Consider the following 23,290-nt stretch of genomic DNA (forward strand, 5'->3'; position numbering starts at 1 on the left):
TTCGCGATCCCCAGCAGTGCGGAAGGCGGAACAAGGGAACGGGGAGGTGCGGGGCACGGACAGGCGTCCCGCTCTGCGGACCGGGGAGGCCGCCCAGCGCGAGGGGGTGTCAGGAGGCGCGGGGCGCGGGCCGGTGGCCGCGGACCGTGGCGGACCCCGGCCCGCGGGGACGGGAGCCGTACACGGGTGCCCGGATGCACAGGCGGCTTCGGCGGCCGCGGCTCCGCCGGGCGGAGCGGAGCACGGAGGAGCAGAGCAGGGAGGAGCGGAGCGGGGCGGGTCCGGGGGCGATGCGTCCGGGCCCGCGAGACCGGGGGACCCGTACGGGCACGAGGGCCGCAACGCCGTACGCACAGGTGGTCCTGCGCGGGCCTGGGCCGAACTGCTGCGGGTCTCCGCTCTGTTCACCGTGCCCGGCGACGCCCTCGCCGGTGCGGCAGCCGCCGGTCTGCGCCCCAACCGCGGCACCGTGCTCGCCGCGGGCGCCTCACTCTGCCTCTACGAGGCGGGCATGGCCCTCAACGACTGGGCGGACCGCGACGAGGACGCCATCGACCGCCCGCACCGCCCGATACCCTCTGGCCGTGTCTCACCGGCCGCAGCCCTCACCGCGGCAGGCGCCCTCACCGCGGCAGGGCTGGCACTGGCCGCCCGGGCGGGTCGCACCCCACTCGCGCTGGCCACCGGCCTGGCGGCGACGGTCTGGTCGTACGACCTGTATGCGAAGCACACCCCTGCGGGCCCGGCGGCGATGGCCTCGGCCCGCACGCTGGACCTCCTCCTCGGTGCGACGGCCACTCACCCGCCCGCGCTGCGTGCCGCTGCCGCGCACGCCGGACTGCTCGGTGCCCACACCTACGCCCTCACCGCCGTCTCCCGCCATGAGGTCCACGGCGGCTCCACCAGGATCCCCCTCGCCGCGCTTGGCACTGCACTCACCATCACCGCAGCCCTGACGGCCCGCACCAGGTCATCCCTCCACCCCCGGATCGGTTCGGGCGGCGGGAGCACGCCCGCCCGCCCCGATCGGGCATCCGGCCCACCCGGCAACAGTCGGCCGTACAACCCCGGCCTCCCGGGGCACCGGCTGTCCGCCCTGTCCACAGTGCTCGCCGCCGGCGCCTACGCACACACCACTGCCCGTCCCTTTCTGCACGCCGCGCTCAACCCCTCTCCGGCCCTCACCCAGGGGGCCGTCGGTGCCGGGATCCGTGCGGTCATCCCGCTGCAGGCCGCCCTGGCCCTGCGGTCCGGTGCGACCGGCACGGGGCTGGCCGTCCTCGCACTCGCGCCCGTCGCCCGTCGTATCGCCCGGAAGGTGAGCCCGACATGAGCCTGCGTCTCGGCTACGGAACCAACGGCCTGACCGACCTCCGCCTCGACGACGCCCTCGCCCTGCTCGCGGACCTCGGCTACGACGGTGTCGGGCTCACCCTCGACCACATGCACCTCGACCCCCTCGCCCCCGGCCTCGCCGCTCGCACCCGCGTACTCGCGAGGCGCCTGGAGGACCTGGGGCTGGAGGTCACCGTCGAGACCGGCGCCCGCTACGTCCTCGACCCACGCCGCAAGCACGGACCCTCCCTCCTCGACCCCGAGCCCGACGCCCGCGCCGCCCGCACCGGACTGCTCGTCCGTGCCGTACAGGTCGCCGCGGACCTCGGCGCACACGCCGTCCACTGCTTCAGCGGCATCACCCCCGGGGCCACGTCCCCTTCCACCGCCTGGAAGCGCCTCGAAAGCGCCCTCACCCCCGTCCTGGGGGCCGCGGCGGATGCCCGTGTCCCCCTCGCCGTCGAGCCCGAACCCGGCCATCTCCTCGCCACCCTCGAGGACTTCCACCACCTGCGCACCCTCCTCGGCAATCCCGAACCCCTCGGCCTCACTCTCGACATCGGCCACTGCCAGTGCCTTGAACCCGCGGCTCCCGCCGACTGCGTCACGCAGGCCGCCCCGTGGCTGCGGCACGTACAGATCGAGGACATGCGCCGCGGCGTCCATGAACACCTCCCGTTCGGCGAGGGCGAGATCGACTTCCCGCCCGTCCTCGACGCCCTCACCGCCACCGGCTACCGGGGCCTCACCGTCGTCGAACTGCCCCGCCACTCCCACGCGGGCCCCGAACTCGCCCGCAACTCCATCGAGTTCCTGCGTACGCGAGGAGCACCGGTATGACGACGCCGACCCGAGAGCAACTCGACACGCGGCTCGGCGGCGCCGCCCGCGCCTGGCTGCACGAAGCACTCGCCGAGGCCGCCCATGCCGCCGCACGGGACGGCGTTGCCACCGCTCACGCCGTACCGGTGTGGGAACTGCGCTTCGCCGCCGCAGGCCGCCACTGCGGACAGGAGCACGCCGACTCCGTACGCACGCTCCTCCTCCACGAGGCCCACGCCGACGCGGCCACCCTCACCCGCCTCTACCGGCACGGCACCGCCGGCGAACGCCGCGCCGTCCTTCTCGCCCTGCCCCTTCTCGCCCCGGATCCCGCCGACGGCCTCCCACTCCTCGAGGACGCACTCCGCACCAATGACCCCCGGCTCGTCGCCGCCGCCGTGGGCCCGTACGCCGCCGAGCACCTCGCCCCCCACGCCTGGCGCCACGCGCTGCTCAAGTGCCTGTTCACCGGCGTGCCCGCGGCAGCCGCCCACGGCCTCCGACGACGTGCCCGAGGAGATGCCGAACTCGCCCGGATGCTCGGCGACTACGCCGCCGAGCGCACCGCCGCCGGGCGCACCGTGCCCGTCGACGTCCACCGTGTACTCGCCCTGACGTCCCCCACGGAGGAACCCTGATGCGCATCTTCGACCCGCACATCCATATGACGTCGCGCACCACGGACGACTACCGGGCGATGTACGCCGCGGGTGTCCGTGCCCTCGTGGAACCCTCGTTCTGGCTCGGCCAGCCCCGCACCTCACCCGACTCCTTCCTCGACTACTTCGACTCCCTGCTCGGCTGGGAACCGTTCCGCGCGGCCCAGTACGGCATCGCCCACCACTGCGCGATCGCCCTCAACCCCAAAGAGGCCAACGATCCCCGCTGCACCCCCGTCCTCGACGCACTGCCCCGCTATCTCGTCAAGGACGGCGTCGTCGCCGTCGGCGAGATCGGCTACGACTCGATGACACCGGCGGAGGACACCGCCCTTGCAGTCCAGCTCCAGCTCGCCGCGGACCACGACCTCCCCGCCCTGGTGCACACCCCGCACCGCGACAAGCTCGCCGGTCTGCGCCGCACCGTCGACGTCGTCCGGGAGTCGGCACTCGCCCCCGAGCGCGTCCTCCTCGACCACCTGAACGAGACGACCGTGAAGGAAGCCGCCGACAGCGGATGCTGGCTCGGGTTCTCGATATACCCCGACACCAAGATGGACGAGGACCGCATGGTCGCCCTGCTCAAGAGCCATGGCACCCATCAGGTCCTGGTCAACTCGGCAGCGGACTGGGGCAGCAGTGATCCGCTCAAGACCCGGAGGGTCGCCGACGCCATGCTCGCCGCCGGATTCACCGCCGACGAGGTGGATCAGGTCCTGTGGCGCAACCCGGTGGCCTTCTACGGCCCGAGCGGCCGTCTCCAGCTCGACGTCCCGGCCCCGGGGTCCCTGCACGAGGGCAACTCCGTCCTCCGCGGCGGGGAATGAGGAGGCGAAACGCATGCGCTTCCGTCATCCCGACGGATCCACCGTCCACCTGTCCTACTGCACCAATGTCCACCCGGCCGAGACTCTCGACGGTGTCCTCGCCCAGCTCCGCGACCACTGCGAACCCGTACGCAAACGCCTCGGCCGCGACCGCCTGGGCATCGGTCTGTGGCTCGCCAGGGATGCCGCCCGAGGCCTCATCGCCGACCCGTCGGCCATGCGTGGGCTGCGCGCCGAAATCGACCGGCGTGGACTCGAGGTCGTCACCCTCAACGGCTTCCCTTATGAGGGCTTCGGCGCCGACAAGGTCAAATACCGTGTCTACCGCCCGGACTGGACCGAGCCGGAACGGCTCGACCACACGACAGATCTTGCCAGACTGCTGGTCTCGCTCCTCCCCGACGACGTCACCGAAGGGTCGGTCTCGACCCTTCCGCTCGCCTGGCGCACGTCGTTCGACCAGAACGCCGCCCTCACCGCCCGCACAGCCCTCGCCACTCTCGCCGAGCGCCTCGACGGTCTCGAAGAGCTCACCGGGAAATCCGTCCTCGTCGCCCTCGAACCCGAACCCGGTTGCATCGTCGAGACCACGGCGGACGCCATCCGGCACCTCACCGCCATATCCAGCCCCCGTATCGGAGTCTGCGTCGACACCTGCCATCTCGCCACCTCCTTCGAAGACCCCGGCCGCGCACTCCAGGCACTCACGGCCGCCGGCATCACCATCCCCAAGGCGCAGCTCTCCGCCGCACTGCACGCCGAACAGCCCAGCCTCCCCGAAGTACGAGAAGCCCTCGCCGCCTTCGCCGAGCCCCGGTTCCTCCACCAGACCCGCGCACTCGCCCGAGACCTCCGGGACGGGAGAACCTCCGCCACGGCCGAACTGCGCGGCACCGACGACCTCCATGAGGCGCTCACCGCCGGAACCCTCCCGGACGACGCCCCCTGGCGTGCCCACTTCCACATCCCCCTCCATGCGCCCCCCGCACCACCACTCGGCTCCACCCTGCCCGTGCTCCAGGACACCCTGGCCCGACTCGTCGGCGGCCCCGCACCTCTCACCCGGCACCTGGAGGTCGAGACGTACACCTGGCACGCCCTCCCCGTTGAGCTGCGTCCCCGCAGCCGCACCCAGCTCGCCGACGGCATCGCCGCCGAACTCGCACTCGCCCGTGATCTGCTCACCGACCTCGGCCTCAAGGAACTGCCATGAGCGGCCCTCCCGACGGCGACACCCGCCTGCACCGCACCGCGCGACCCACCCCCCTTCTCGTGCTGGACGTCGTCGGACTCACCCCCCGGCTCCTGGAGCACATGCCACGGCTGAAGCAGCTCTCCGCCGCCGGTTCCCGAGCCTCACTCGGCACGGTCCTCCCCGCCGTCACCTGCGCCGCACAGTCCACCTTCCTCACCGGCACGCTCCCTGCGGAGCACGGCATCGTCGGCAACGGCTGGTACTTCCGCGACATCGGCGAAGTGCTCCTGTGGCGCCAGCACAACGGACTGGTCGGCGGCGACAAACTCTGGGACGCCGCCCGCCGTGCCCACCCCGGCTACACCGTCGCCAACATCTGCTGGTGGTACGCCATGGGCGCGGACACCGACATCACCGTCACACCCCGCCCCGTCTACTACGCCGACGGACGCAAGGAACCGGACTGCTACACCCGGCCACCAGCCCTGCACGACGAACTCACCGACAGATTCGGCACGTTCCCCCTCTTCCACTTCTGGGGCCCGGGCGCCGGCATCACCTCAAGCCGGTGGATCGTCGACGCCACCCGTCACATCCTGCGGACCCGCACTCCCGACCTCGCGCTCTGCTACCTCCCTCACCTCGACTACGACCTCCAGCGGTACGGCCCCGACGACCCCCGCTCCTTCCGGGCCGCCGCAGACCTGGACGCGGCGATGGCTCCCCTCCTCGACGACGCACGAAGCGAACGCCGAACCGTCGTTGCCCTCTCCGAATACGGCATCACCCGCGTCACCAGACACATCGACATCAACCGCGAACTGCGCCGGGCCGGCCTCCTCGAGGTGCACACCCAGGACGGCATGGAATACCTGGACGCAATGGCGTCCCGAGCCTTCGCCGTTGCCGACCACCAGATCGCCCATGTCCATGTGCGCCGCCCCGAGGACCTCGACGCCACTCACGAGGTCCTCGCGGGCCTTCCCGGCATCGCCGAACTGCTCGACGACGAAGGCAAGAAGCAGTACGGCCTGGATCACCCCCGCTCCGGCGAGCTCGTCGCCGTCGCCGAACCCGACGCCTGGTTCACGTACTACTACTGGCTCGACGATGCACGCGCACCCGACTTCGCACAGCTCGTCGAGATCCACCGGAAGCCGGGCTACGACCCCGTCGAACTGTTCATGGACCCCGAGGACCCCTATGTGCGCGTCAAGGCCGCCGCGGCCCTTGCCCGCAAGAAGCTCGGTATGCGCTACCGCATGGCGGTCGTACCACTCGATCCCTCACCTATTCGCGGCAGCCATGGCCGCCTTCCCGCGAGCGACGACACCGACAACGGACCGCTCATCCTGTGCTCCACCCCCCGCGCCGTAAGCGGCCGCGTCGCGGCCACCGATGTGAAGTCCCTGCTGCTTCGACTCGCCGGACTCCACTGAACCAGAAACCACCGACAACGAGGAGTTATCCACAATGAGCCGCACGAGCAGGACCCCCGATCCCGAGCTCGGCCACCAGCTCAGCAGACGCGGCATGCTCGGCGTCGCCGCCGGAACCGCGGCCTCCGCCCTCCTCGGCGCGGCCGCCCCCGCCGCCGCCCATGGATCCGGCCGCGGCCGCCCCGTACTGCCCCCGGGGCGCCTCGGTATCCAGCTCTACTCCCTCCGCGACAAGGTCTCCACCCTCGGCTTCGCCCCGGTGTTCGCCGAACTCGAGAAGTACGGTTATGACGAAGTCGAGTTCGCGGGCTACACCCAGGGCTCGGCGGGCCCCATCACCCTCGCACGGCTGCGCCGGCTCACCCGCGACCACGGACTGCGCGCCATCGGCAGCCACGTCGGCTACTACAACGACGGCGACCCGAACGCGTACACCTTCGCCCAGAACCTCGACAAGGTGCTCGACGACGCTCAGGCCCTCGGCCTCGACCACATCGGCACCGCCTCCGGCCCCTGGCGCTACGGCGCCACCGTCGACGGCTGGAAGCGCTGCGCCGAGGAGTTCAACGAGTTCGGTGCCGCAGCCAGGGCCCGCGGCATGAAGTTCTACCAGCACAACCACGCGGAGGAGTTCTCCTTCGCCACCGATCGCCCGGACGTACGCCTCTACGACGTCCTGCTCGCTGAGACCGATCCCGGCCTGGTGTACCTGGAGATGGACATCTACTGGGCCTATGCCGGTCAGTTCCGCTTCTCCAGGCGCGCCGACGGCACCCCCGCGCCCTTCGATCCGCTCCGCTACGTCCTCGACCGGCCCGGTCGCTACCCGCTGTTCCATGTCAAGGACGGTGAAAGGGACGACTCCGCCCGTGACGGCTACCGCATGGTGGACGTCGGGGACGGCGACATTGCATACAAGCGGTTCATCTCGGCCGTCTCCAGGGCGCGTGGTGGCCGCATCGACCACCACTGGCAGGCGGAACACGACGACCCCGCCGAGTCGTTCGACTTTGCCCGGAAATCGAGCAGGCATCTCCACTCGCTGCGAGAGAAGGACTGCTGAGAGGGGTCCCCGCCGAGCCGCGCCCGTTCCGCCCGCGCCGAGTCGTTCGTCGCGGGCGGAGCCGTGTGCCCGGACAGTCGTCGAAACTTCTCGCTACTGACCGGTAGATGGAATGTTGCATTCCGTACATCATTGAGCGCGAGCATGCCAACACCGTCGCCAGAGCCCGGCGAACGGTTTCCTGAGCCATCCCCGAACCCAGGAGAAACCCCCCATGCATGCACGCAGTTGGAGAACCGGAGTGGCCGCGGCCCTCACCGCGGCAACCCTCACCATGGCCACCCCGGTGGCATCGGCCGCTGCCCCGGCACCGCCGGCCGGCCAGTCCCGCGCGTCGTCAACCGCCGCACAGGCGGCGGGCGTCGACTACGCGACCTGGCAGCGTGACGTCGCAGCGGTCATCGCCGTGGCCCGCCCCTACATCGAGGAGCGGTCCGCGCAGACAGGCGGTCGGAAGCAGGCGATCGTCCTCGACATCGACAACACCTCGCTCGAGACGGACTTCCACTACTTCTGGGAGTGGCCGACACCCGCGGTCCAGCAGGTCCGCGACCTGGCCCGGTTCGCCGACTCCCGTGGTGTGGACGTCTTCTTCGTCACGGCCCGCCCCGGCATCATCTACTCGATCACCGACTACAACCTGAGGAAGGCCGGCTACCCGGTCGACGGGCTGTACGTCCGGGATCTGCCCGATCTCTTCGAGGAGGTCAGCAAGTACAAGACCGGCAAGCGGGCCGAGATCGAGGCGAAGGGCTACACGATCATCGCCAACATCGGAAACCGGAGCACCGACCTCGTGGGCGGTCACGCCGAGAGGACGTTCAAGCTGCCCGACTACGACGGCCAGCTGTCCTGACCCACACGGCCGGCCTGCCGTGGTGACCGGTCTTCCGGCCACCACGGCGGCTGTCCTGACCCCAACGGAGAGCCTGCCGTGGTGACCGTCTTCCGGCCACCACGGCGACCGTGGCTCCGCTCCTCCGGCTGCCTCCGGTTCGCCGACCGTTCCGTGGTCCGGAGCCGGTCCGGGGGCCTGTCGTCAACCGATGCCCTGCCGGTCGGGCTCCAGCGCGAACGCCCGCTCGGCGGCCTGCGGCACTGTGCGCTCCACGGCCTGGACCAGGAGCGTACGGTGCCGGACCAAGGGCTCCCGTCGCTCCCGCGGCACGAGCGGCATGAGATCGTCGATTCCCGCCAGGAGCCGGCGCGACACCTGGGGGCTGCCCACCGCGTGCCCACGAATCTCCGTGAATCCCAGGTCCACCAGATCCGCCCACTCGGGAACGTCCTGCACCAGCCGCACCGCCCCCTCGCCGTCCCGGTGATGCACGGCTCCCAGCGGCCGGTCCGCAAGCGCCGCCAGAAACTCCACGATCCGGTCGATGCACTGCACAGCGGTCGTGGGATCGTTCACGGCCGGCGAGAGGGCGCGCAGCGCGATGTCGGAGAGCTGCCGTAGTCCGAACCCGAGATCCTGGTGGAATGTCCGCTCGACGCCGACCGACACGGTGTACCTGAGCGACGCCGGCGTCGGCACGCGCCGGCCGTGCACGGCGAACACGGCGGTCCCCGGTACGACGTAGTCCCCGATCCTCGGCAGGAGCCGCAGCACCACACCGTGTCGCCGCGCGATCCGCACCAGCCGTGCGATGTGCACATCACGCAGCACACCCGCGCGCCCCTGATGGCTCAGCCGCGCGATCTCGGGCGTCGGCGGGAGCCCGTCAGGCCCCAGCACCGGCACTGCAGCGAGGACTCCGAACGCCTCCTTGTTGATCCGCTCGGTCACCGGGCCGACTTTCATCAGCTGAAGCGTCTGCGTCACATAAGCGATGAACAGCAGCAGACTGAGACCGACCATGACGAGCGTCAGCGCACTCTGCACCAGCGGCACGACACTCACGTCCTGGGGCTCCGCCTCGCTCTCGTACGACGTCAGCACAAGCAGGGACAGCAGGAACGTCGCCAGGAACACGGCGAAGGTGAGCTTGGTGATCCTGCTCCTGATGAAAATCCGGATGATGCGGGGAGTGAAGTTCCCCGCCGCCATCTGGACGGCGACGAGGGAGATGCTGAAGACGACACCGATGAAGGTCATCATCGCCGAGCTGATGGTGGTGATGATCGTCTTGGCGTCTTCGGCGATACCGGTGAGGTAGCGGATGGTGTCGTAGTCGCCCTCCGTCCGGAGCGTGTCCACGATCTTCGTGTCGAGGGCGTCCGCCGCACCCCAGAGCACACAGACGAGGAGCAGCGTCGCCGTGGGCGCGAACCAGAAGGTGTCCCGCAGATGCTCCCGCAACGGTGAGAGGGCTCGGGGCCTGCGACGGCGGTGTTCACGGCTCACCCCGCGAAGGCTAGAGGACCGGGCACCTTCCGTAGGTGCGACATCACACTGCGTTCATGACGCGTTGCGGCAGGCACGGCAGTGGCCGCGATGGGGCTTCCCGTGCCCCGGCAACCCACTGACCACCAGAAATGCGGTTCAGAGGCACCTCGAACCCCTGGTAGAGTTGTCCATGTCGCCGCGGGGAACACCCAGGAGCGACAAAACACCTGGTCCGGGTGGCGGAATGGCAGACGCGCTAGCTTGAGGTGCTAGTGCCCTTTATCGGGCGTGGGGGTTCAAGTCCCCCCTCGGACACTCGCTATAACGATACGGATGCGAGGGCCTCGACCTTACGGTCGCGGTCCTCGTTTCGTGTTCGCAGGTGATCGTGATGCCGAGGGCTTCGTAGAGCGGGCCCTTCTTGTCGGCGCCGGCTGTGTGAATGCGTTGTGCGATGTCTCCGAGGCCCTCCGTGATCTGTCGGATGCGCTGGGCGTCGAGTGGTGGCTCCTTCTGTCGGCTCGCGTGGGGGAGTGTGTCGAGCTGCTTCTGGGCGCCTTCCCTGTCTCTGCGTGCTTCGTTGAACCAGTAGGTGACGACGGCGGGGTCGGCGCCGGCGTCGAGGGCGGCTTGGCAGCGGGTGAGGCGACGGTCGCAGTCCTTGATCGCTTTGCGGGCTTGGGCCTGCTCGGGTGTCGGTGACTCGGCGGCGCTTGCGGCGGCGCTGGCGCGGGTGAAGGCTTCGATGGTGGCGGTGAGCCGGTCGGGTGCGAAGGCGCGGGCGATCCACAGCGCGGCCGGAGGTTGTGTGCACGGCACCCGCCTCCGGGCGGACCGCCCCGACGGCTGCCGCCTGCCGTCAACCGCCGGTCACCGGACCCGACGTGCCCGTTCGTGCCGCCGGACGTTCTTTGAGTACGTGATACGCATGCTCGTCACCGCCTCAGCGCCTTGGATGGAGCCTTGTCGGCGGCCGATCCGCCCGACAGTGCTCAGCAAGGAGTGACACCATTGCCCGGTTCCAGGTACTCGAGTTCAGCAACGGGACAAAGAGACGGCCACAGGGAAGGCCGTGAGCGTCGAGCCGGGGACTTTCCGGCCGATGTGATCCCGCTGCAGTCGGCTTTCGCCCGCCGTCATGCACCAGGAACCCGTGAGGGGGAACCGATCGCTCCCTTGCCGCGACGTACGCCTCAGCAGGCTCTGGAACGACTCCGCGAAGCCCAAGCCATCCACAGCGAGCCACATGAAGTCATGTTCCACGTCTCCCCGCGCCTGCCATGGAGTCGGAACGTCGGCGGGCAGGCACGAACGGACGGAACGGAATCCTCCGTCGAGTCGGCCGTACGGTCGCCCAGATCCAGTGGGGGCGGACCGCCATCGGCGACGTCCCGAAGGGCGCCCAGGGCACAGCACCGGCGAAAGTCGATCGACTCCTCCCGCTTCGGGCTCCGCCACTTGCTAATCGGTCTGTTCGCGGCCGCAGTGGTCGGCTGGCTCGCCGTTCCCCACCTCATCGGACGGCACTGAGCCGCACCATGGCGTCCCGTGGCCGTTCAGGGCTTGCTCTGCCCAGATGACCTTGCCTTCGGGCGTGTACCGTACGCCCCAGCGTTCCACCAGTTGAGCGACGAGGAACAGGCCTCTGCCTCCCTCGTCCGTCATGGCGGCGTATCGAAGGTGAGGCGAGGTGCTGCTGCCGTCGGACACCTCGCAGGTCAGTACGCGGTCGCGCAGGAGCCGTACCCGGATCGGTGCGCAGCCGTGGCAGATGGCGTTGGTGGTGAGCTCACTGAGCACGAGTTCTGTACTGAAGACCAGATCGTCCAGACCCCACTCGTCCAGTTTCCGGGCCGCGTCCGTGCGCATCGATGACACAGCTGCCGGGTCGGCAGGCACCTCCCAGTCCGCGAAGTGGTCCACGGGGGTGGTCCGGGTGCGGGCGATGAGCAATGCCACATCGTCCTTGGGGCGGTGAGGAAGCATCGCGTCAAGCACCGCCCGGCAGCTGTCCTCCGGTTGTCGGTGCGGACGGCCGGTCAGCGCCCGGAGGAGCATGTCCATGCCTACGTCCAAGTCCCTGGACCGGTCCTCGATGAGGCCATCGGTGTACAGGACCATCTGGGTCCCTTCCGCCAGCTCCAGATCTACGGTCTGGAACGGCATGCCGCCCACGCCCAGCGGCGGCCCGGCCGGCAGGGCGGCGAACTCCGCCCTGCCGTCAGGTCGTACGAGGGCAGGCTCGGGGTGGCCGGCTCGTGCTATGAGGCAATGCCGAGACACCGGGTCATAGACGGCGTACAGGCATGTCGCTCCCACCACGCCTGCGCCCACCTCCGTGACTGCCTCCTCCTGGTCCATGCGCCCGACCAACTCGTCCATGTGTCCGAGTAGTTCGTCGGGAGGCAGGTCAAGGGTGGAGAAGTTGTGCACCGCGGTACGCAGCCGTCCCATGGTGGCCGCCGCGTGCAGCCCGTGCCCCACGACGTCGCCCACCACCATGGCCACGCGCCCACCCGGAAGAGGAATGACATCGAACCAGTCACCGCTCACTCCGGACTGTGCGGGGAGGTAGCGGCAGGCGACCTGGAGTGCACTCTGCTCGGGCAGGGCCTGCGGCAGCAGGCTGCGCTGCAACTCCACCGCCAGGGTGTGCTCGCGAGTGAACCGGCGGGCGTTGTCAATGTGGACGGCTGCACGCGCGGCCAGTTCCTCCGCCAACGACAGCTCCGCCTGGTCGAACGGCTCGGGCTTCTCCGCACGCCAGAAGTGGGCCATCCCCAGGAGGACGCCCCGCGCCTTGAGCGGTGTCGCGATCAGGGAGTGGATGCCGTACTCGACAACGCTCTGTGCGCACTCCGGCCCTTGTGCGAGCCAGCCTGGTGCGGTGGAGAGCGACGGTACCAGCTGGGCGCGGGCAGTACCCAGGACGCGGGCCTGCGGCATCGGCGGGAGGAAGGCGACCAACTCGCCGAGCGGATGTAGCGGGGCGTCGTCACGGATGCCGCGGAGGGCGGTGCGGCGCATCTCGCGGACAATTGTGCCGTCGGGTTCCTCGCCGAGCAGCACGGGGGCAGCCAGATCGACCGTCACGAAGTCGGCGAGTCGTGGGACGGCCACCGACGCCAGTTCGTCTGCCGTTCGGGCCACGTCCAGGGTCGTGCCCATGCACAGCCCGGCGTCGTAGAGCAGTCTGAGGTGTTCACGGGCGGTCTCTGTCTTCACCGACACCGCCTGCAGCGTGCTGGAGTCCCGAGCGCCGCGGGCCGTGATCAGGAAGCCCACCGCGATCAGCGCAGGGGTGGCGGCCTGAGCCGGGACGGTGGTGAGCAGTGGCGTGAGGAAGAGTGTTACAGCGAAGAGAAGGCCAGTGACGATCGATGCCAGTCCCGTGGCGGCGTTACCGCCGTCCGCAGCGGACTCGGCGTAGCAGGTGTTGCCGAGGCAGAGACAACTGAGCATCACGATGAGGACGAACAGCAGCCCGGGAAGCAACCCGATGTACTCGAAGCCCCCGAGCAGCGTCATGCTGCTGACCAGGCCGAAGTCGGGGGCTGCGATGGGCCTGCCCGGCCACTGCGGCACGGTCAGCCCCCACGCGGAAGCCTTGCCACTCGCGACCACGTTGGCGAGCACGGCGACCGCGGTCATCGCCACCACGCTGATCAGAATGGCTCCGGGTACCTTACGGGTGATCAGCAGGAGAGTGAGCAGCGCACCCAGGACGAAGATCAGCGTCGGCCAGCCGATGAGATGCCCGTTCGCGTCGAGCTGGAACGGCACGGCGGTGCGCGAGGTATCCGGGGCGCGGCTGACGGATGCCACGTCGATCATTCCCAGCAGCACGATGAACAGGCCGATCCCGATCGTGATCGCCCGGCACACCCCTCTGGGCACGACGCTCGTCACACGTTCACGAACGCCCGCGGCTATCAGCAGCGTGATGGCTGACCCCACGAGGACGACCAGTCCCATCGCGTCCGGCCAGCTCATTCTCGGCGCGAGCTGCAAGGTCACGATGGTGTTCACGGCGATGCCGACGACGAGGGCCACCGGCGCGTTGCCGATGACGCCCATCAGGAGGGCGGTGAATACGGCGGTCACCACGGTGGCCGTGACCAGCTGACCGCTGTCGAGTCGCTGGCCGAATCTGTCCGTCCCCGAGCCGAGGATGATGGGATTGAGAACGACGGTGCAGGCCATCGCGCAAAAGGTGGCCGTGCCTCTGAAGATCTCGCGGGCGAACGATGAACCCTGCTCGGAGATCCTGAAGAACCGGTCCAGCACCCCGCGATCGGCAGGATCGGGACACTGCCGGGACAGGGGCACCACCTTGGCCGTGGCCGATGGGAACATAGCGGTCCTCGAAGGAACGGTGAGGAGGCGGGTCGATCAGCTTGCGGAGCCTGCCGGTCGTCTCCGGGCTCTGTCGCCCCGCAAGAGCAGCATCCGGCGCACGTCGTCAGCCGCGAGGCAGACGGCAACCACTTCCCTTGTGCCGTGGTGGGCCGAGGTCGCCCTCCAGGTGTCGTACGCGTTCTCGCGCGGGAACCCGGCGACGAGAACACCGTATGGCGGGGAGGGACGGCGCACATGAGCAATCGGTACCTAAGCGGGACGGTCCCCAGGTCCGGGCCTGTGCGGGGAGAGCCCCTCACGAGCGGGGGCGCAGTCCCCAGGTTCTCGCCCGCGAAGGCCGAGGATGGCCGCCGGCAGAGTGGTCGACACTGCCACTGCAACCAGAACGGCGCCAGCAGCAGCGAGGCACATCATGGCCAGGAACGGGATGGTGACGACGGCCGGACCGTCCAAGGCCGCGGCCAAGCCCGGGCCGGTGACATGTGCGCCGGCCGGGGCGGCGAAGACGATCCGAGCGCTTGTGCCGGCCGTCCCCGGGAACTCGTGGTCCATCGCATCGAGCCCCTGCTGCGATTCCCGGTCCGCAAGGCTGAAGGCGTTGTGCGGCTTGTTCTCGCAGCCCACCGTCGCCAAGCCGGCGAGCAGACCGGCAAGCAGGACCAGCCCGGCGGCAAGTACATGGCCGCGGCGCCGACGGACGCCGCGGCTGTTCCGGTGCAGGATCATGGCCATCGAAGTATGTTCCTTGAGTCGCGCTGCTGCCGCTCCGCCAGGCGCTCCGGGGACTGAGTCGTCGTGCCCTTGCCTCTGGATGCGGCCGCCATCACAGCCGGCTGTACTCCCGGGGAAACGACTGTCAAGCGAAGCATCGTGACAAGCCTGATCAGGCGCGAGACATGGCCCCGGTTTCACGGCAAACCATGCTCGCAACGACAGTTTCCGGCACTCGTCACGCCGCAGCCTGAGTACGTGCTGCTCACATCTCAGGGGCCGTGTCCGGGCGGACTCACTACCGAACAGGCCGAGATGTAAGTACCTGCTGCTCAGGCCGAGGAGACTCTCACGGGAGACAGTTGACGCTGCCATTCCTTCATCCGAGAGAGATGCTGAGGACCATGATGGACGGTTGTACCTCCTTCGTTCCTGGGACCTGTCATTGCCGCTTCTCGAGCCGCACGATCAGTTGCCTCTTCCTGCTGATCGTTGAAAGCTCATGGACCATTGCGGAGGAGCGATACCTCAGGGACCTCGCGATGCAGGCTCGAAAGATCCCGCCTCCGTCACCTCCGAGCTCATTCTCGTGAGGGGCCTTCGCGTACCGAGCAGGCCCTGGGACGTCACGTGAACTTGAAGGCATCGCGCAGTTGACGGCGCGAAGCGATGCCCAACTTCGTGTAGACCTGATGGAGATGGTTGTTGACGGTACGCGGCGACAGATGGAGAACGGCGGCGATCTCCTTGCTCGGCACGCGGTTGGCTGCCAGAAGGGCGATCTCCCGCTCGCGGCTTGTGAGTGGTGTCATGGCGGGAGCAGAGGTCTGAAGCAGTGGAGTACGCGCGTCCTGGCAATGAGCCCTGTAGGTGGCCGCCTGACGAGCCGCGGACATGGCAGGCCGTGTGGAGTCGGTGGCCTGCCAGACTGCTGAGGCGGCCATGGCCGCCTCAGCAGCGACGAGATCCATTCCCCGTGCCTCGAACTCGCCGGCGATGGCGAGCAGTTGTTCCGCATCATCGGCGGCCAGCGCTGCGACCAGATCCGCACGCGCCGACACCAGTGTGCTGTCGCATTCGGCAGCGAGGTCTGCGAGACGCTGCTGGACACTCCTTGCCCCGCCGAACCGTGCGATGTCAGTGAGGAACTGGGCCTCGATGGAAGCCCAGCCGCCCTGCCTGGCTTTCTGAGCCGCATCGCTGAGTACGGCACGCGCTTGGTGCAGCCGTCCACGCGCTGCCAGCAGCCAGGCCTCGGCGAGGTGCTCCTCGCGTTCAGGGGGAAGAGAAGGGGGGTAGGACCGGGCCTCCTGTAGAGCAGCTTCGGCCGCCCCCACATCACCCTGGACGGCAGCTGCGGCCGACAGGCCGGAAAGCACTCGGCGCATCAGCCGGAAGTTGCGGTAAACACGGCACTGGGCTGCGGACTCGGCGTACCAGCGGCGTGCGTCGCCGACGTGGCCGGCATTCCATTCCGTGTTGGCCTGCTGGTACGGCAGGATGATCCAGGGCAGAGGGGGATCGTGTGTCTCCCTGAGCCTCGTCCAGGCGCGACTGCTGACGTCCCGCGCTTCGTCGAGTCTTCCGGACAGATTGAGGGTGGCTACCAAGCTGATGAGATAGGCGACCCGGTTGAAGAGCACCAGGGGTGCGGGATCGGTCAGTTCGCAGCGCCGCTCGTAGGCATGCTCGGCCAGCTCCACTGCCTCCCGGCATCGCCCCACAGCTGCGAGGGCCGCGGGTTTGAGGAGGGATGCCATCAGCCAGACCCCGATGTCGGCGCCTTCGGAAGGGTCACGCTCCAGATCTTCGAGCAGCTTCAGACCACGTTTGAGATCGCCCGTCATGAGCCGCAGGCAGCCTTCGTTGATATGCAGCATGCGCTGTTCCCGGAGACCTGTCAGCCGCGTCAAGGCCGTGCTGTTGAGGGCGAGTGCGTCGCCAACGCGGTCAGCGGCCCAGCTGAGGTTCATGCTGCGGATGAAAACGGTCTGGAGCGCCTCCTGGTCGCTGCACGGCATGTTCTGTGCGCACATCAGCGTTTCTTCGGCCTGCTCCGGCTCCCCGGACTCGAAAAGCGACGCGCCGAGCATGAGGAGGCTACCGGCACTGGTCCTCTCGTCAGGAAGAGCCTTGAGGAGGGTGACCGCCTGCCGGTAGTCGCAGGAATGGCGAGCCAGGGCGGCGCCTTGGAGAAGGAGGGCCGGATCAGCCGTGCCTGTGGCACTGAGTTGCCAGTTGGCGATGTGGAGTGCGTCATCGCGGCGACGGGCTCCCGTTCTCTCGGTACGCCGCGCCTGAGCCTTGAGCAGAGCGCGACGTCGAACGGCGGGAAGGCCCTCTTGCAGAACCTCTCCGTAGAGCGGATGCGCCAAGGCCGCTACAGTGCGACGGCCCTCGGTCATGATGCGGATCAGTCCTGCCACTTCGAGGTCCGACACAACTTCGGGGCCGGCGAAGTACTCGGCGTCGGCCAGGGGAAGCGAACCGCACAATGCGAGCAGATCCAGTACGGGGCCGGCCTCCGACGCCGCAGCTGCCAGACGTCCTCTGATCAGTTCCGTCAGCTGCCAGGTGCTCGGCAGATGGCCGCCGGCCAGTTCCCAGACCTCTCCTTGATTCTGGAGCATGTTCGCGACGAGAGCTCCATGGACGAGTTCACGCAGGAACAGCGCGTTGCCCCCGGAAGCCGTGAACAGGGTGTTGAGGGTGCGCCTTCCCACCGAGCCGCCCAGAACCGTTTCCAGTACCTCCTCCACGGCGTCCCGGCTGAACTCCCGGAGTTCCACGCAGTACGCCGCGCTTCCGCTTGTCAGGGCATCGACCGCGTTGCCGAGAGGTTCCCCGGTACGAACCGTCGCGATGACGCGAAGTACATCCGCGTCCATGAGCTGGCGCAGCAGGACCGCTGACGCCTCGTCCAACAAGTGCAGATCGTCAACCAGTACGGTCCACTTGTCACTTGCGAGTTGGTTCGTCACCGCCGCGAAGGCCGCGACGGGATCCGACAAGTCGATCCCTGTCGGAATGAGGTGCGCGATTGCCCCCAGTGGAACCGTACTTGCGGCCCGGCTCGCCGTCGCTTTGCCGATGCGGATCCGCTCGATACCTGCGATCCGTTCCAGGCACTCCTCAGCCAGATGGGACTTACCCACTCCGGCCGCACCACAGACCACGAATGCGCAGCACCATCGCTCTGCCCACATGCGCGTGAAGGAGTTGAGCTCCGCCTCGCGACCTACCAGGGGCCAGCGCCCCACCAGACTTGTCTGCTCCACGACACACCTCGAGCCCGAACGACACCGCGCCGCATCAGCCCCCTCGCAGTCACGGCACCTCTCCTTCCCTGCCGGCCCCACGCTGTGAAAACTCAATTATTCCCGTCAAGAGTACAGCCGGGAAGGGGATCGAGTGCGGTGGCGTGGTTGTCCCTTTCCGCAGGACCGTCCCCGCGCCCTCCGCCCTGGTGTCCGTACGGAACCGACATGAAGGGTTTTCGTCGACCACTTCTTGCGGTTCGCCGAGTTCTTCTCCGAAGCTGCACGTGCACGATTGCTGCCGCAACGCACGCTGGAGCGAGCAGGGCAAGGGCGGACCAGAGGAAAGTCCAGCCGCCACCCAGGGTGGTGAGGGCCCATACCTCGATAATGACGATCGCCGTCATCCCGAAGGCCACGACGTAGGCTGCGAGTCTTACCGCTCCCCTTAGGAGTTGCGCTTTTCTGTCACCTGCGGGTCGGTCGTCCGGAGGCCATGTGATGCCGTCTCTCCTCGGTGGTCTTCTCTCCTGACAGTGCGGCTCCACGGTGACGCCTTCTCCTTTCCTGCCTCGGTGCTGCGGATATTTGGATCGCTAGGGAAACTCAGGCCGGAGAACAACCTTCAGGGATCTCCGACTGGTAACCCCAAGCTTTCTGTACGCGCTCTGCAAATGATTGTCCACGGTGCGCCTGGAAATCATTATGCGTTCAGCTATCTCCGCGCTGGTGAGCCCTTCGCATGCAAGCATGGCGATCTCTTTCTCACGACCGGTCAGTGGCGTCGACGCCAGGCTGGTGAGAAGAATCGGCGTACGCGCCCGATCACAGAGCTCAGCAAGGCGGGCCGCTCTGTTCTGAGCCGCCGTGGCCGTTCGGGCGCGTCCCTGATGCCGCCAAGCCGCTGCCGCCGCGGTCACCGCCTCCGCGGCCAGCAGCGACGCCCCGGCTCTTTCCAGGTCGTCCGCACTGGCCATCAGCGCGTCTGAGTTTCCACGAGCCAGCGCGTCCACGTAGTCGGCTCGAAGGACGGTGAGGAACCCGTCGGACAGCCGGGACAGCTCGGCAAGCCGCTCGGAAACAGCACTCGCAGCACCCATGCGCGCGACGTCGGTGAGCAGGCGGGCCTCGGACGACACATGATTGGCTTTCCGTGCGGCGTCTGCCGCTTTCCCGAGCGCAGTCCTTCCGGCCCCCAGATCGCCGTTGGCGACTGCGAGCCACGCCTCCCCGAGCGCCATGTCGGCTTCCACCGTCTCCCGGGCACGAAGGGCCGATGCCTCCGCGAGGCAGTCTGTGGCCGCGGCCACGTCACCGAGCAGTGCTGCGGCTTCCGCGAGCCGCGCCAGCGCCGGGCACAAGGACCTGGTCATACCATGGCGCCTCGCCAGGGCAGCCGCCTGTCCCGCCCACCGGCGTGCGCGTACAGGCGCCCCCTGCAACAGCGAACACTCCGCCAGGGACAGTGAAAGGCCGATCTGGGCTTCGGGGGTCCCGTCGGAGGCGACCCTCTCCCATTCCTGCCGGCCGATGCGGTACGCCTCCTGCAATCGCCCCGACTCCGCCATGGCGAAGATCACCGGCGCGAGAAAGCAGGCTGGATGGGAAAGGGTGACCGGGTCCACCAGTTGCTGCCGGTCGACGTAGCTGGCCCTGGCGACCTCGAGCCCTTCTTCCACTCTGCCCGTGGAAACCAGGGCCACCGCCTTGGCGCTCTGGTAGTTGACAGCGGCCTGTACATGGCCGATCGTCCGGGCCTCGTCCATGACGGCGAGCGCTTCGTCGTGTTTCCCGTACGAAGCCAGTACCGCCGCACGGACGGCGCGCATGGCCGTTCTGGCTTCCTGCGACCCGACCTTGCGGGAAATCTCATCACTGATCAGCAGGAGTTCCCCGACCTCGGCGGCACCTCGGTCCGCGTTCCGCATGCGTTGTACGGCGACCAGGACGAGTTCTTCGTCGCCGGCGGCCCGGCCTTCAGCGTCGGCCAGCACCCGCTCGGCCTGACGCAGGTCTCCCAGCTCCGTCAGGGCCTCTCCGAGCAGAAGTCTCGGCCAGAACCCGGTGTCGACCTTGCAAGCCGCCGTAGCGAGCGTCAGCACCTGGTGAAGGTCCTGGGCATGGCGGGCAAGTCTGGCCCCACGCAGTAGCAGCATGGGGTCGGATCTGCCTGTTGCAGCGAGCTCCCAGCTGACGATCCGCAGGACGTCTTCCCTTCGGCGCGCTCCGTTGGCGCGAATCCTGGCCACCTGTTCCAGCAGCAGCGTCCGCTGCTTCGCCGCCGTCAAACCGGATCTCAGAATGACGCCGTAGAGCGGATGCGCCAAGGTCGCTATTTCACGGCCCCCTTTTCTGGAGATCTGGATGAGGCCGGCACTCTCCAATTCATTCATCGTCGAAGGAGAATGCTCGCGCACACCCACAGGTTCACACAGAGCCACCAGCTCGAGTACGCGCAGAGCCTCTTCGTGAACGCTCTCCAGACGCGTCACCAGCAGATCGCTCAGCCGGCGTGTGCATTCCGGCGGGCCGATCAGCTGCCACACCTCACCGTCCGTGGTGAGTGAGTCTTTGGCCAAAGCCCCGAGCGTCAACTCCCTGAGATAGAGAGGATTCCCGCCGCTGACCTCGAACAGTATGTCCACCGAGCGGGGCTCCAGGGGTCCCCGCAGTGCAGCGACCAAGGCATTCTCAACATGTTTCCGGTCAAACTCTGAGACTTCTATTCGGTAGACCGAATCCCCTTTTTCCAGAGCAGCTGCGACATCATGAAGTCTTCTGCCGAAGCACAGTGTTGCGAGCAGAAACGCAGCACCGGAATCAAGAAGTTGACTGATCAAAGTGGCGGAGGCCGAATCCACGAGGTCGAGGTCGTCCACGAGAATCACGAAGCGTTTCCTGGAGCGACCCCGAGAATTGTCTCGAGACTGCAATGCCTCAAGCACGCAGCGGAAAGCCTGTACTGGATTGGACGTGTCGAGGCCGACGGGCAGCAAATGAGCGATGGCCCCCAGAGGGACACCCGTCGCCGCGTTCGGCACAGCCCGACCGCAGCGGAAACCCGAGCGACGAGCCTGGATCAGACACTCGTTCGCCAGCCGGGACTTTCCCACCCCGACGGGGCCACGGATAATGAAAGCGCGATACCTGTCATCCGCTACTGCTTCGATGAACTTCCCGATCTCAACATCCCTGCCGATGAATGGCCAGCTCTCAATAGCGTGGTGCACGATGAAGCTCCGTCGATGCCACGGGAATCCCCGTCAGTGACTGCGCCGGCGTCCCCCCCGACCGGCGAGAACGCTGTGTATGCCGAGGTTGTCAAAGCGTGCACGGCCGGCGCCTGAGCATTTGATACTCAGACGTAGCCATTCAGGCCGGCCGGTTGCCGGCGGGGCTTTGCTCACCAACAGCCGTTCACCGATCGAGAGGAGGCTGAACACGTTCCGCGCTCGCCCGTCGACCCCCAGAGTCACACGGCAGTGCCCGTCGCTCCTGTTGGGACCTGCCTCCTGCGGTGACCGTAGCTGTCCCAGCCGCGTTGCCCGGCGGTAAGCCCCGCCCATATCCCGTACGGTTCCGGCATCGTCTCCGCGTGCCTACGGCACTGGGCCGTCACAGGGCAGGACAGGCAGACGGCCCGTGCCGCACGACCATGCTTCTCACGGCTGACGAAAAAGAGTTCGGGGTCGACGCCGACGCAAGCAGCTCGCGCACGCCAGTCGCCTGAACTCGACGGGTTTTCCGGATCGTCCGGCGCAGCCGAAGCCGTTGCACCCGTGTGACCGTCTCTCGCCACAGCAAGACACCTCTCCCCGGCATTCCGCGATCCGTCGGCCTGGCGCCCGGGCCGTCGGGCAGTCCGGCGCGGCAGGCCCGGCCTGTCAACGAAGCCCAACACTGTCGGTGCGACGACGTCTTCGCATTCGACCCAGGCTGAAGAACCATCGGACCACGCTGTCCAGCCCGTATGCCATGAGCAGTTCATACTCACGCCAGGAAGCCCGAGAACGCATGAACCTCCGCGCGGGTCAGGTTCACGGGGCAGGGTCCCGAGCGCATTCGCCCACCTCGAGGCCCTTCGGCGGCCAGCGGGGCCGCTTTAGGTACAAGTTACTCATGAACGTGCACACGATGTTCGGATAGTCATGTTTGCACGTGAAGGAACCATTTAAGGGGGGCATGACCGACCCCGTGAGCGCACAACGGCAGTGCCGACGGCTCCTCGGACATCCCGTACGGGACGGTTCGTGGCCTCACCGCCGGATCAGCTGCTGGAGGGCCGTCGCCCGGCCCCGCATGCGGGGATTACCGCGTCCCCAGTGGCGCCGGCAATGGGAGACAAGCTGTGGAGACGAGACCGTACGGAACCGCTGCCGTGTGTGCCGAGAGTGATGAGTCGCCGCGTAAGGCCGGATGGGTTCGCCACCACGATCTGCGTCCCCTGCTTGCGGCGATGACCGCGCTGCGGGACGGCGACTTCAGGATCAGACTGCCTGCCGAAGACGACGGCATCGCCAGTGAGCTGGCCGCGGCGTTCAACCAGATCGCCGACCGTAATCAGCACTTCATGGACGAACTGAACAGGGTGCGCCGGGAAGTGATCCGTAACGGTCGTCTTGACGAACGGCTGTCTGCCGGCCCAGGGCTGGGTGCCTGGGCCGGGGACGTGGCAGCGGCGAACACGCTCATGGATGCCCTGATCGTGCCCACGGCGAACGCCACGCGCGTGCTGGATGCGGTGGCGGGTGGCGATCTGACGCAACGCGTGGACCTGCACGACGGCAATCGCCAATTGAGGGGAGACCTGCGCCGACTGGGCCGAGGAGTCAACCACATGGTCGACCAGCTGTCGCTGTTCACCGGGGAGGTGACACGGGTGGCGCGTGAGGTCGGCATTGAAGGACGGCTCGGAGGCCGGGCCCAGGTACGGGGCCTGTCGGGCAGCTGGCGCGACGTCACTGAGGCGGTCAATACGATGGCCACCCGGCTTACCGCTCAGGTGCGGGACATCGCGGTGGTGACGACTGCTGTGGCTCGTGGCGACCTGACCCGTTCGGTGACGGTGGAAGCCACCGGCGAGCTGCTCGAGCTCAAACTGACGGTGAACACGATGGTCGATCAGCTCTCCGCGTTCGCCGACGAAGTCACCCGTGTCGCCCGCGAAGTGGGCACCGAAGGCCAACTCGGCGGCCAGGCACATGTCCGCGGCGTCTCGGGCGTGTGGAAAGACCTCACCGACAACGTCAACTTCATGGCGTCCAACCTGACCTCGCAGGTCCGTAACATCGCTC

General features: G+C 68.0%; 16 protein-coding genes and 1 tRNA gene. 10 read left to right on the plus strand and 7 right to left on the minus strand.

The features are described from left to right. Positions 1 to 46 precede the first annotated feature (46 nt). From AC068D_RS02170 to AC068D_RS02205, 8 genes are all read left to right on the plus strand, one after another. Positions 47 to 1,333 (plus strand): SCO3242 family prenyltransferase, encoded by a 1,287-nt coding sequence (locus AC068D_RS02170; protein ID WP_478820992.1) that lies wholly within the window; start codon positions 47 to 49, stop codon positions 1,331 to 1,333. Beyond that, positions 1,330 to 2,175 (plus strand): sugar phosphate isomerase/epimerase family protein, encoded by an 846-nt coding sequence (locus AC068D_RS02175; RefSeq protein ID WP_478820993.1) that lies wholly within the window; start codon positions 1,330 to 1,332, stop codon positions 2,173 to 2,175. Before AC068D_RS02170 ends, AC068D_RS02175 begins: the two co-directional genes overlap by 4 nt. Continuing rightward, positions 2,172 to 2,795: an EboA domain-containing protein gene (locus AC068D_RS02180; protein WP_478820994.1), complete on the plus strand. Its 624-nt coding sequence runs from the start codon at positions 2,172 to 2,174 to the stop codon at positions 2,793 to 2,795. The genes AC068D_RS02175 and AC068D_RS02180 overlap by 4 nt, the downstream gene beginning before the upstream one ends. Next, a complete protein-coding gene (locus AC068D_RS02185; protein ID WP_478820995.1) occupies positions 2,795 to 3,643 on the plus strand; it encodes a TatD family hydrolase in 849 nt (282 codons plus the stop codon). The genes AC068D_RS02180 and AC068D_RS02185 overlap by 1 nt, the downstream gene beginning before the upstream one ends. Before the next feature lie 13 nt (positions 3,644 to 3,656). Continuing rightward, the gene (eboE, locus tag AC068D_RS02190) at positions 3,657 to 4,856 is read left to right on the plus strand and encodes a metabolite traffic protein EboE (protein WP_478820996.1); all 1,200 of its coding nucleotides are present in this window, start codon (positions 3,657 to 3,659) and stop codon (positions 4,854 to 4,856) included. Further along, positions 4,853 to 6,277, plus strand: a complete 1,425-nt coding sequence (locus tag AC068D_RS02195; RefSeq protein WP_478820997.1) for an alkaline phosphatase family protein — start codon at positions 4,853 to 4,855, stop codon at positions 6,275 to 6,277. Before eboE ends, AC068D_RS02195 begins: the two co-directional genes overlap by 4 nt. Before the next feature lie 34 nt (positions 6,278 to 6,311). Then, on the plus strand, positions 6,312 to 7,340 hold the full coding sequence (locus AC068D_RS02200) for a sugar phosphate isomerase/epimerase family protein (protein ID WP_478820998.1): 1,029 nt from the start codon (positions 6,312 to 6,314) through the stop codon (positions 7,338 to 7,340). Between the two features lie 214 nt (positions 7,341 to 7,554). Then, positions 7,555 to 8,196 carry an HAD family acid phosphatase gene (locus tag AC068D_RS02205; protein ID WP_478820999.1) on the plus strand — a complete coding sequence of 214 codons (642 nt, stop codon included), beginning with the start codon at positions 7,555 to 7,557 and terminating at the stop codon, positions 8,194 to 8,196. Between the two features lie 183 nt (positions 8,197 to 8,379). Here the strand turns inward: AC068D_RS02205 and AC068D_RS02210 are convergent, their stop codons facing one another. Then, positions 8,380 to 9,687 carry a DUF2254 domain-containing protein gene (locus tag AC068D_RS02210; protein ID WP_478821000.1) on the minus strand — a complete coding sequence of 436 codons (1,308 nt, stop codon included), beginning with the start codon at positions 9,685 to 9,687 and terminating at the stop codon, positions 8,380 to 8,382. 212 nt (positions 9,688 to 9,899) lie between these two features. Between AC068D_RS02210 and AC068D_RS02215 the strand changes: the two genes are divergently transcribed. Next, positions 9,900 to 9,984, plus strand: a tRNA-Leu gene (locus AC068D_RS02215). On the opposite strand, the gene AC068D_RS02220 is transcribed toward AC068D_RS02215, so the two are convergent. From AC068D_RS02220 to AC068D_RS02245, 6 genes are all read right to left on the minus strand, one after another. Further along, positions 9,949 to 10,488 (minus strand): hypothetical protein, encoded by a 540-nt coding sequence (locus tag AC068D_RS02220; RefSeq protein ID WP_478821001.1) that lies wholly within the window; start codon positions 10,486 to 10,488, stop codon positions 9,949 to 9,951. The genes AC068D_RS02215 and AC068D_RS02220 overlap by 36 nt on opposite strands. A 642-nt stretch (positions 10,489 to 11,130) precedes the next feature. Then, complete coding sequence (locus tag AC068D_RS02225) at positions 11,131 to 14,025, minus strand: SpoIIE family protein phosphatase (protein WP_478821002.1); 2,895 nt, start codon at positions 14,023 to 14,025, stop codon at positions 11,131 to 11,133. Positions 14,026 to 14,277: 252 nt separating this feature from the next. Further along, positions 14,278 to 14,760 (minus strand): hypothetical protein, encoded by a 483-nt coding sequence (locus AC068D_RS02230; RefSeq protein WP_478821003.1) that lies wholly within the window; start codon positions 14,758 to 14,760, stop codon positions 14,278 to 14,280. Positions 14,761 to 15,365: 605 nt separating this feature from the next. Next, positions 15,366 to 17,999, minus strand: coding sequence for a helix-turn-helix transcriptional regulator (locus AC068D_RS02235; protein ID WP_478821004.1), 2,634 nt, complete (start codon positions 17,997 to 17,999; stop codon positions 15,366 to 15,368). A gap of 593 nt (positions 18,000 to 18,592) precedes the next feature. Next, complete coding sequence (locus AC068D_RS02240) at positions 18,593 to 21,226, minus strand: LuxR C-terminal-related transcriptional regulator (RefSeq protein WP_478821005.1); 2,634 nt, start codon at positions 21,224 to 21,226, stop codon at positions 18,593 to 18,595. A 242-nt stretch (positions 21,227 to 21,468) separates the two neighbouring features. Continuing rightward, complete coding sequence (locus AC068D_RS02245) at positions 21,469 to 21,984, minus strand: WhiB family transcriptional regulator (RefSeq protein WP_478821388.1); 516 nt, start codon at positions 21,982 to 21,984, stop codon at positions 21,469 to 21,471. A gap of 468 nt (positions 21,985 to 22,452) precedes the next feature. Here AC068D_RS02245 and AC068D_RS02250 point away from each other — a divergent pair. Continuing rightward, the coding region (locus AC068D_RS02250; protein WP_478821006.1) for a HAMP domain-containing protein at positions 22,453 to 23,290 on the plus strand (838 nt) is incomplete at its 3' end.

The sequence above is a fragment of the Streptomyces sp. NPDC043861 genome (assembly GCF_056435905.1).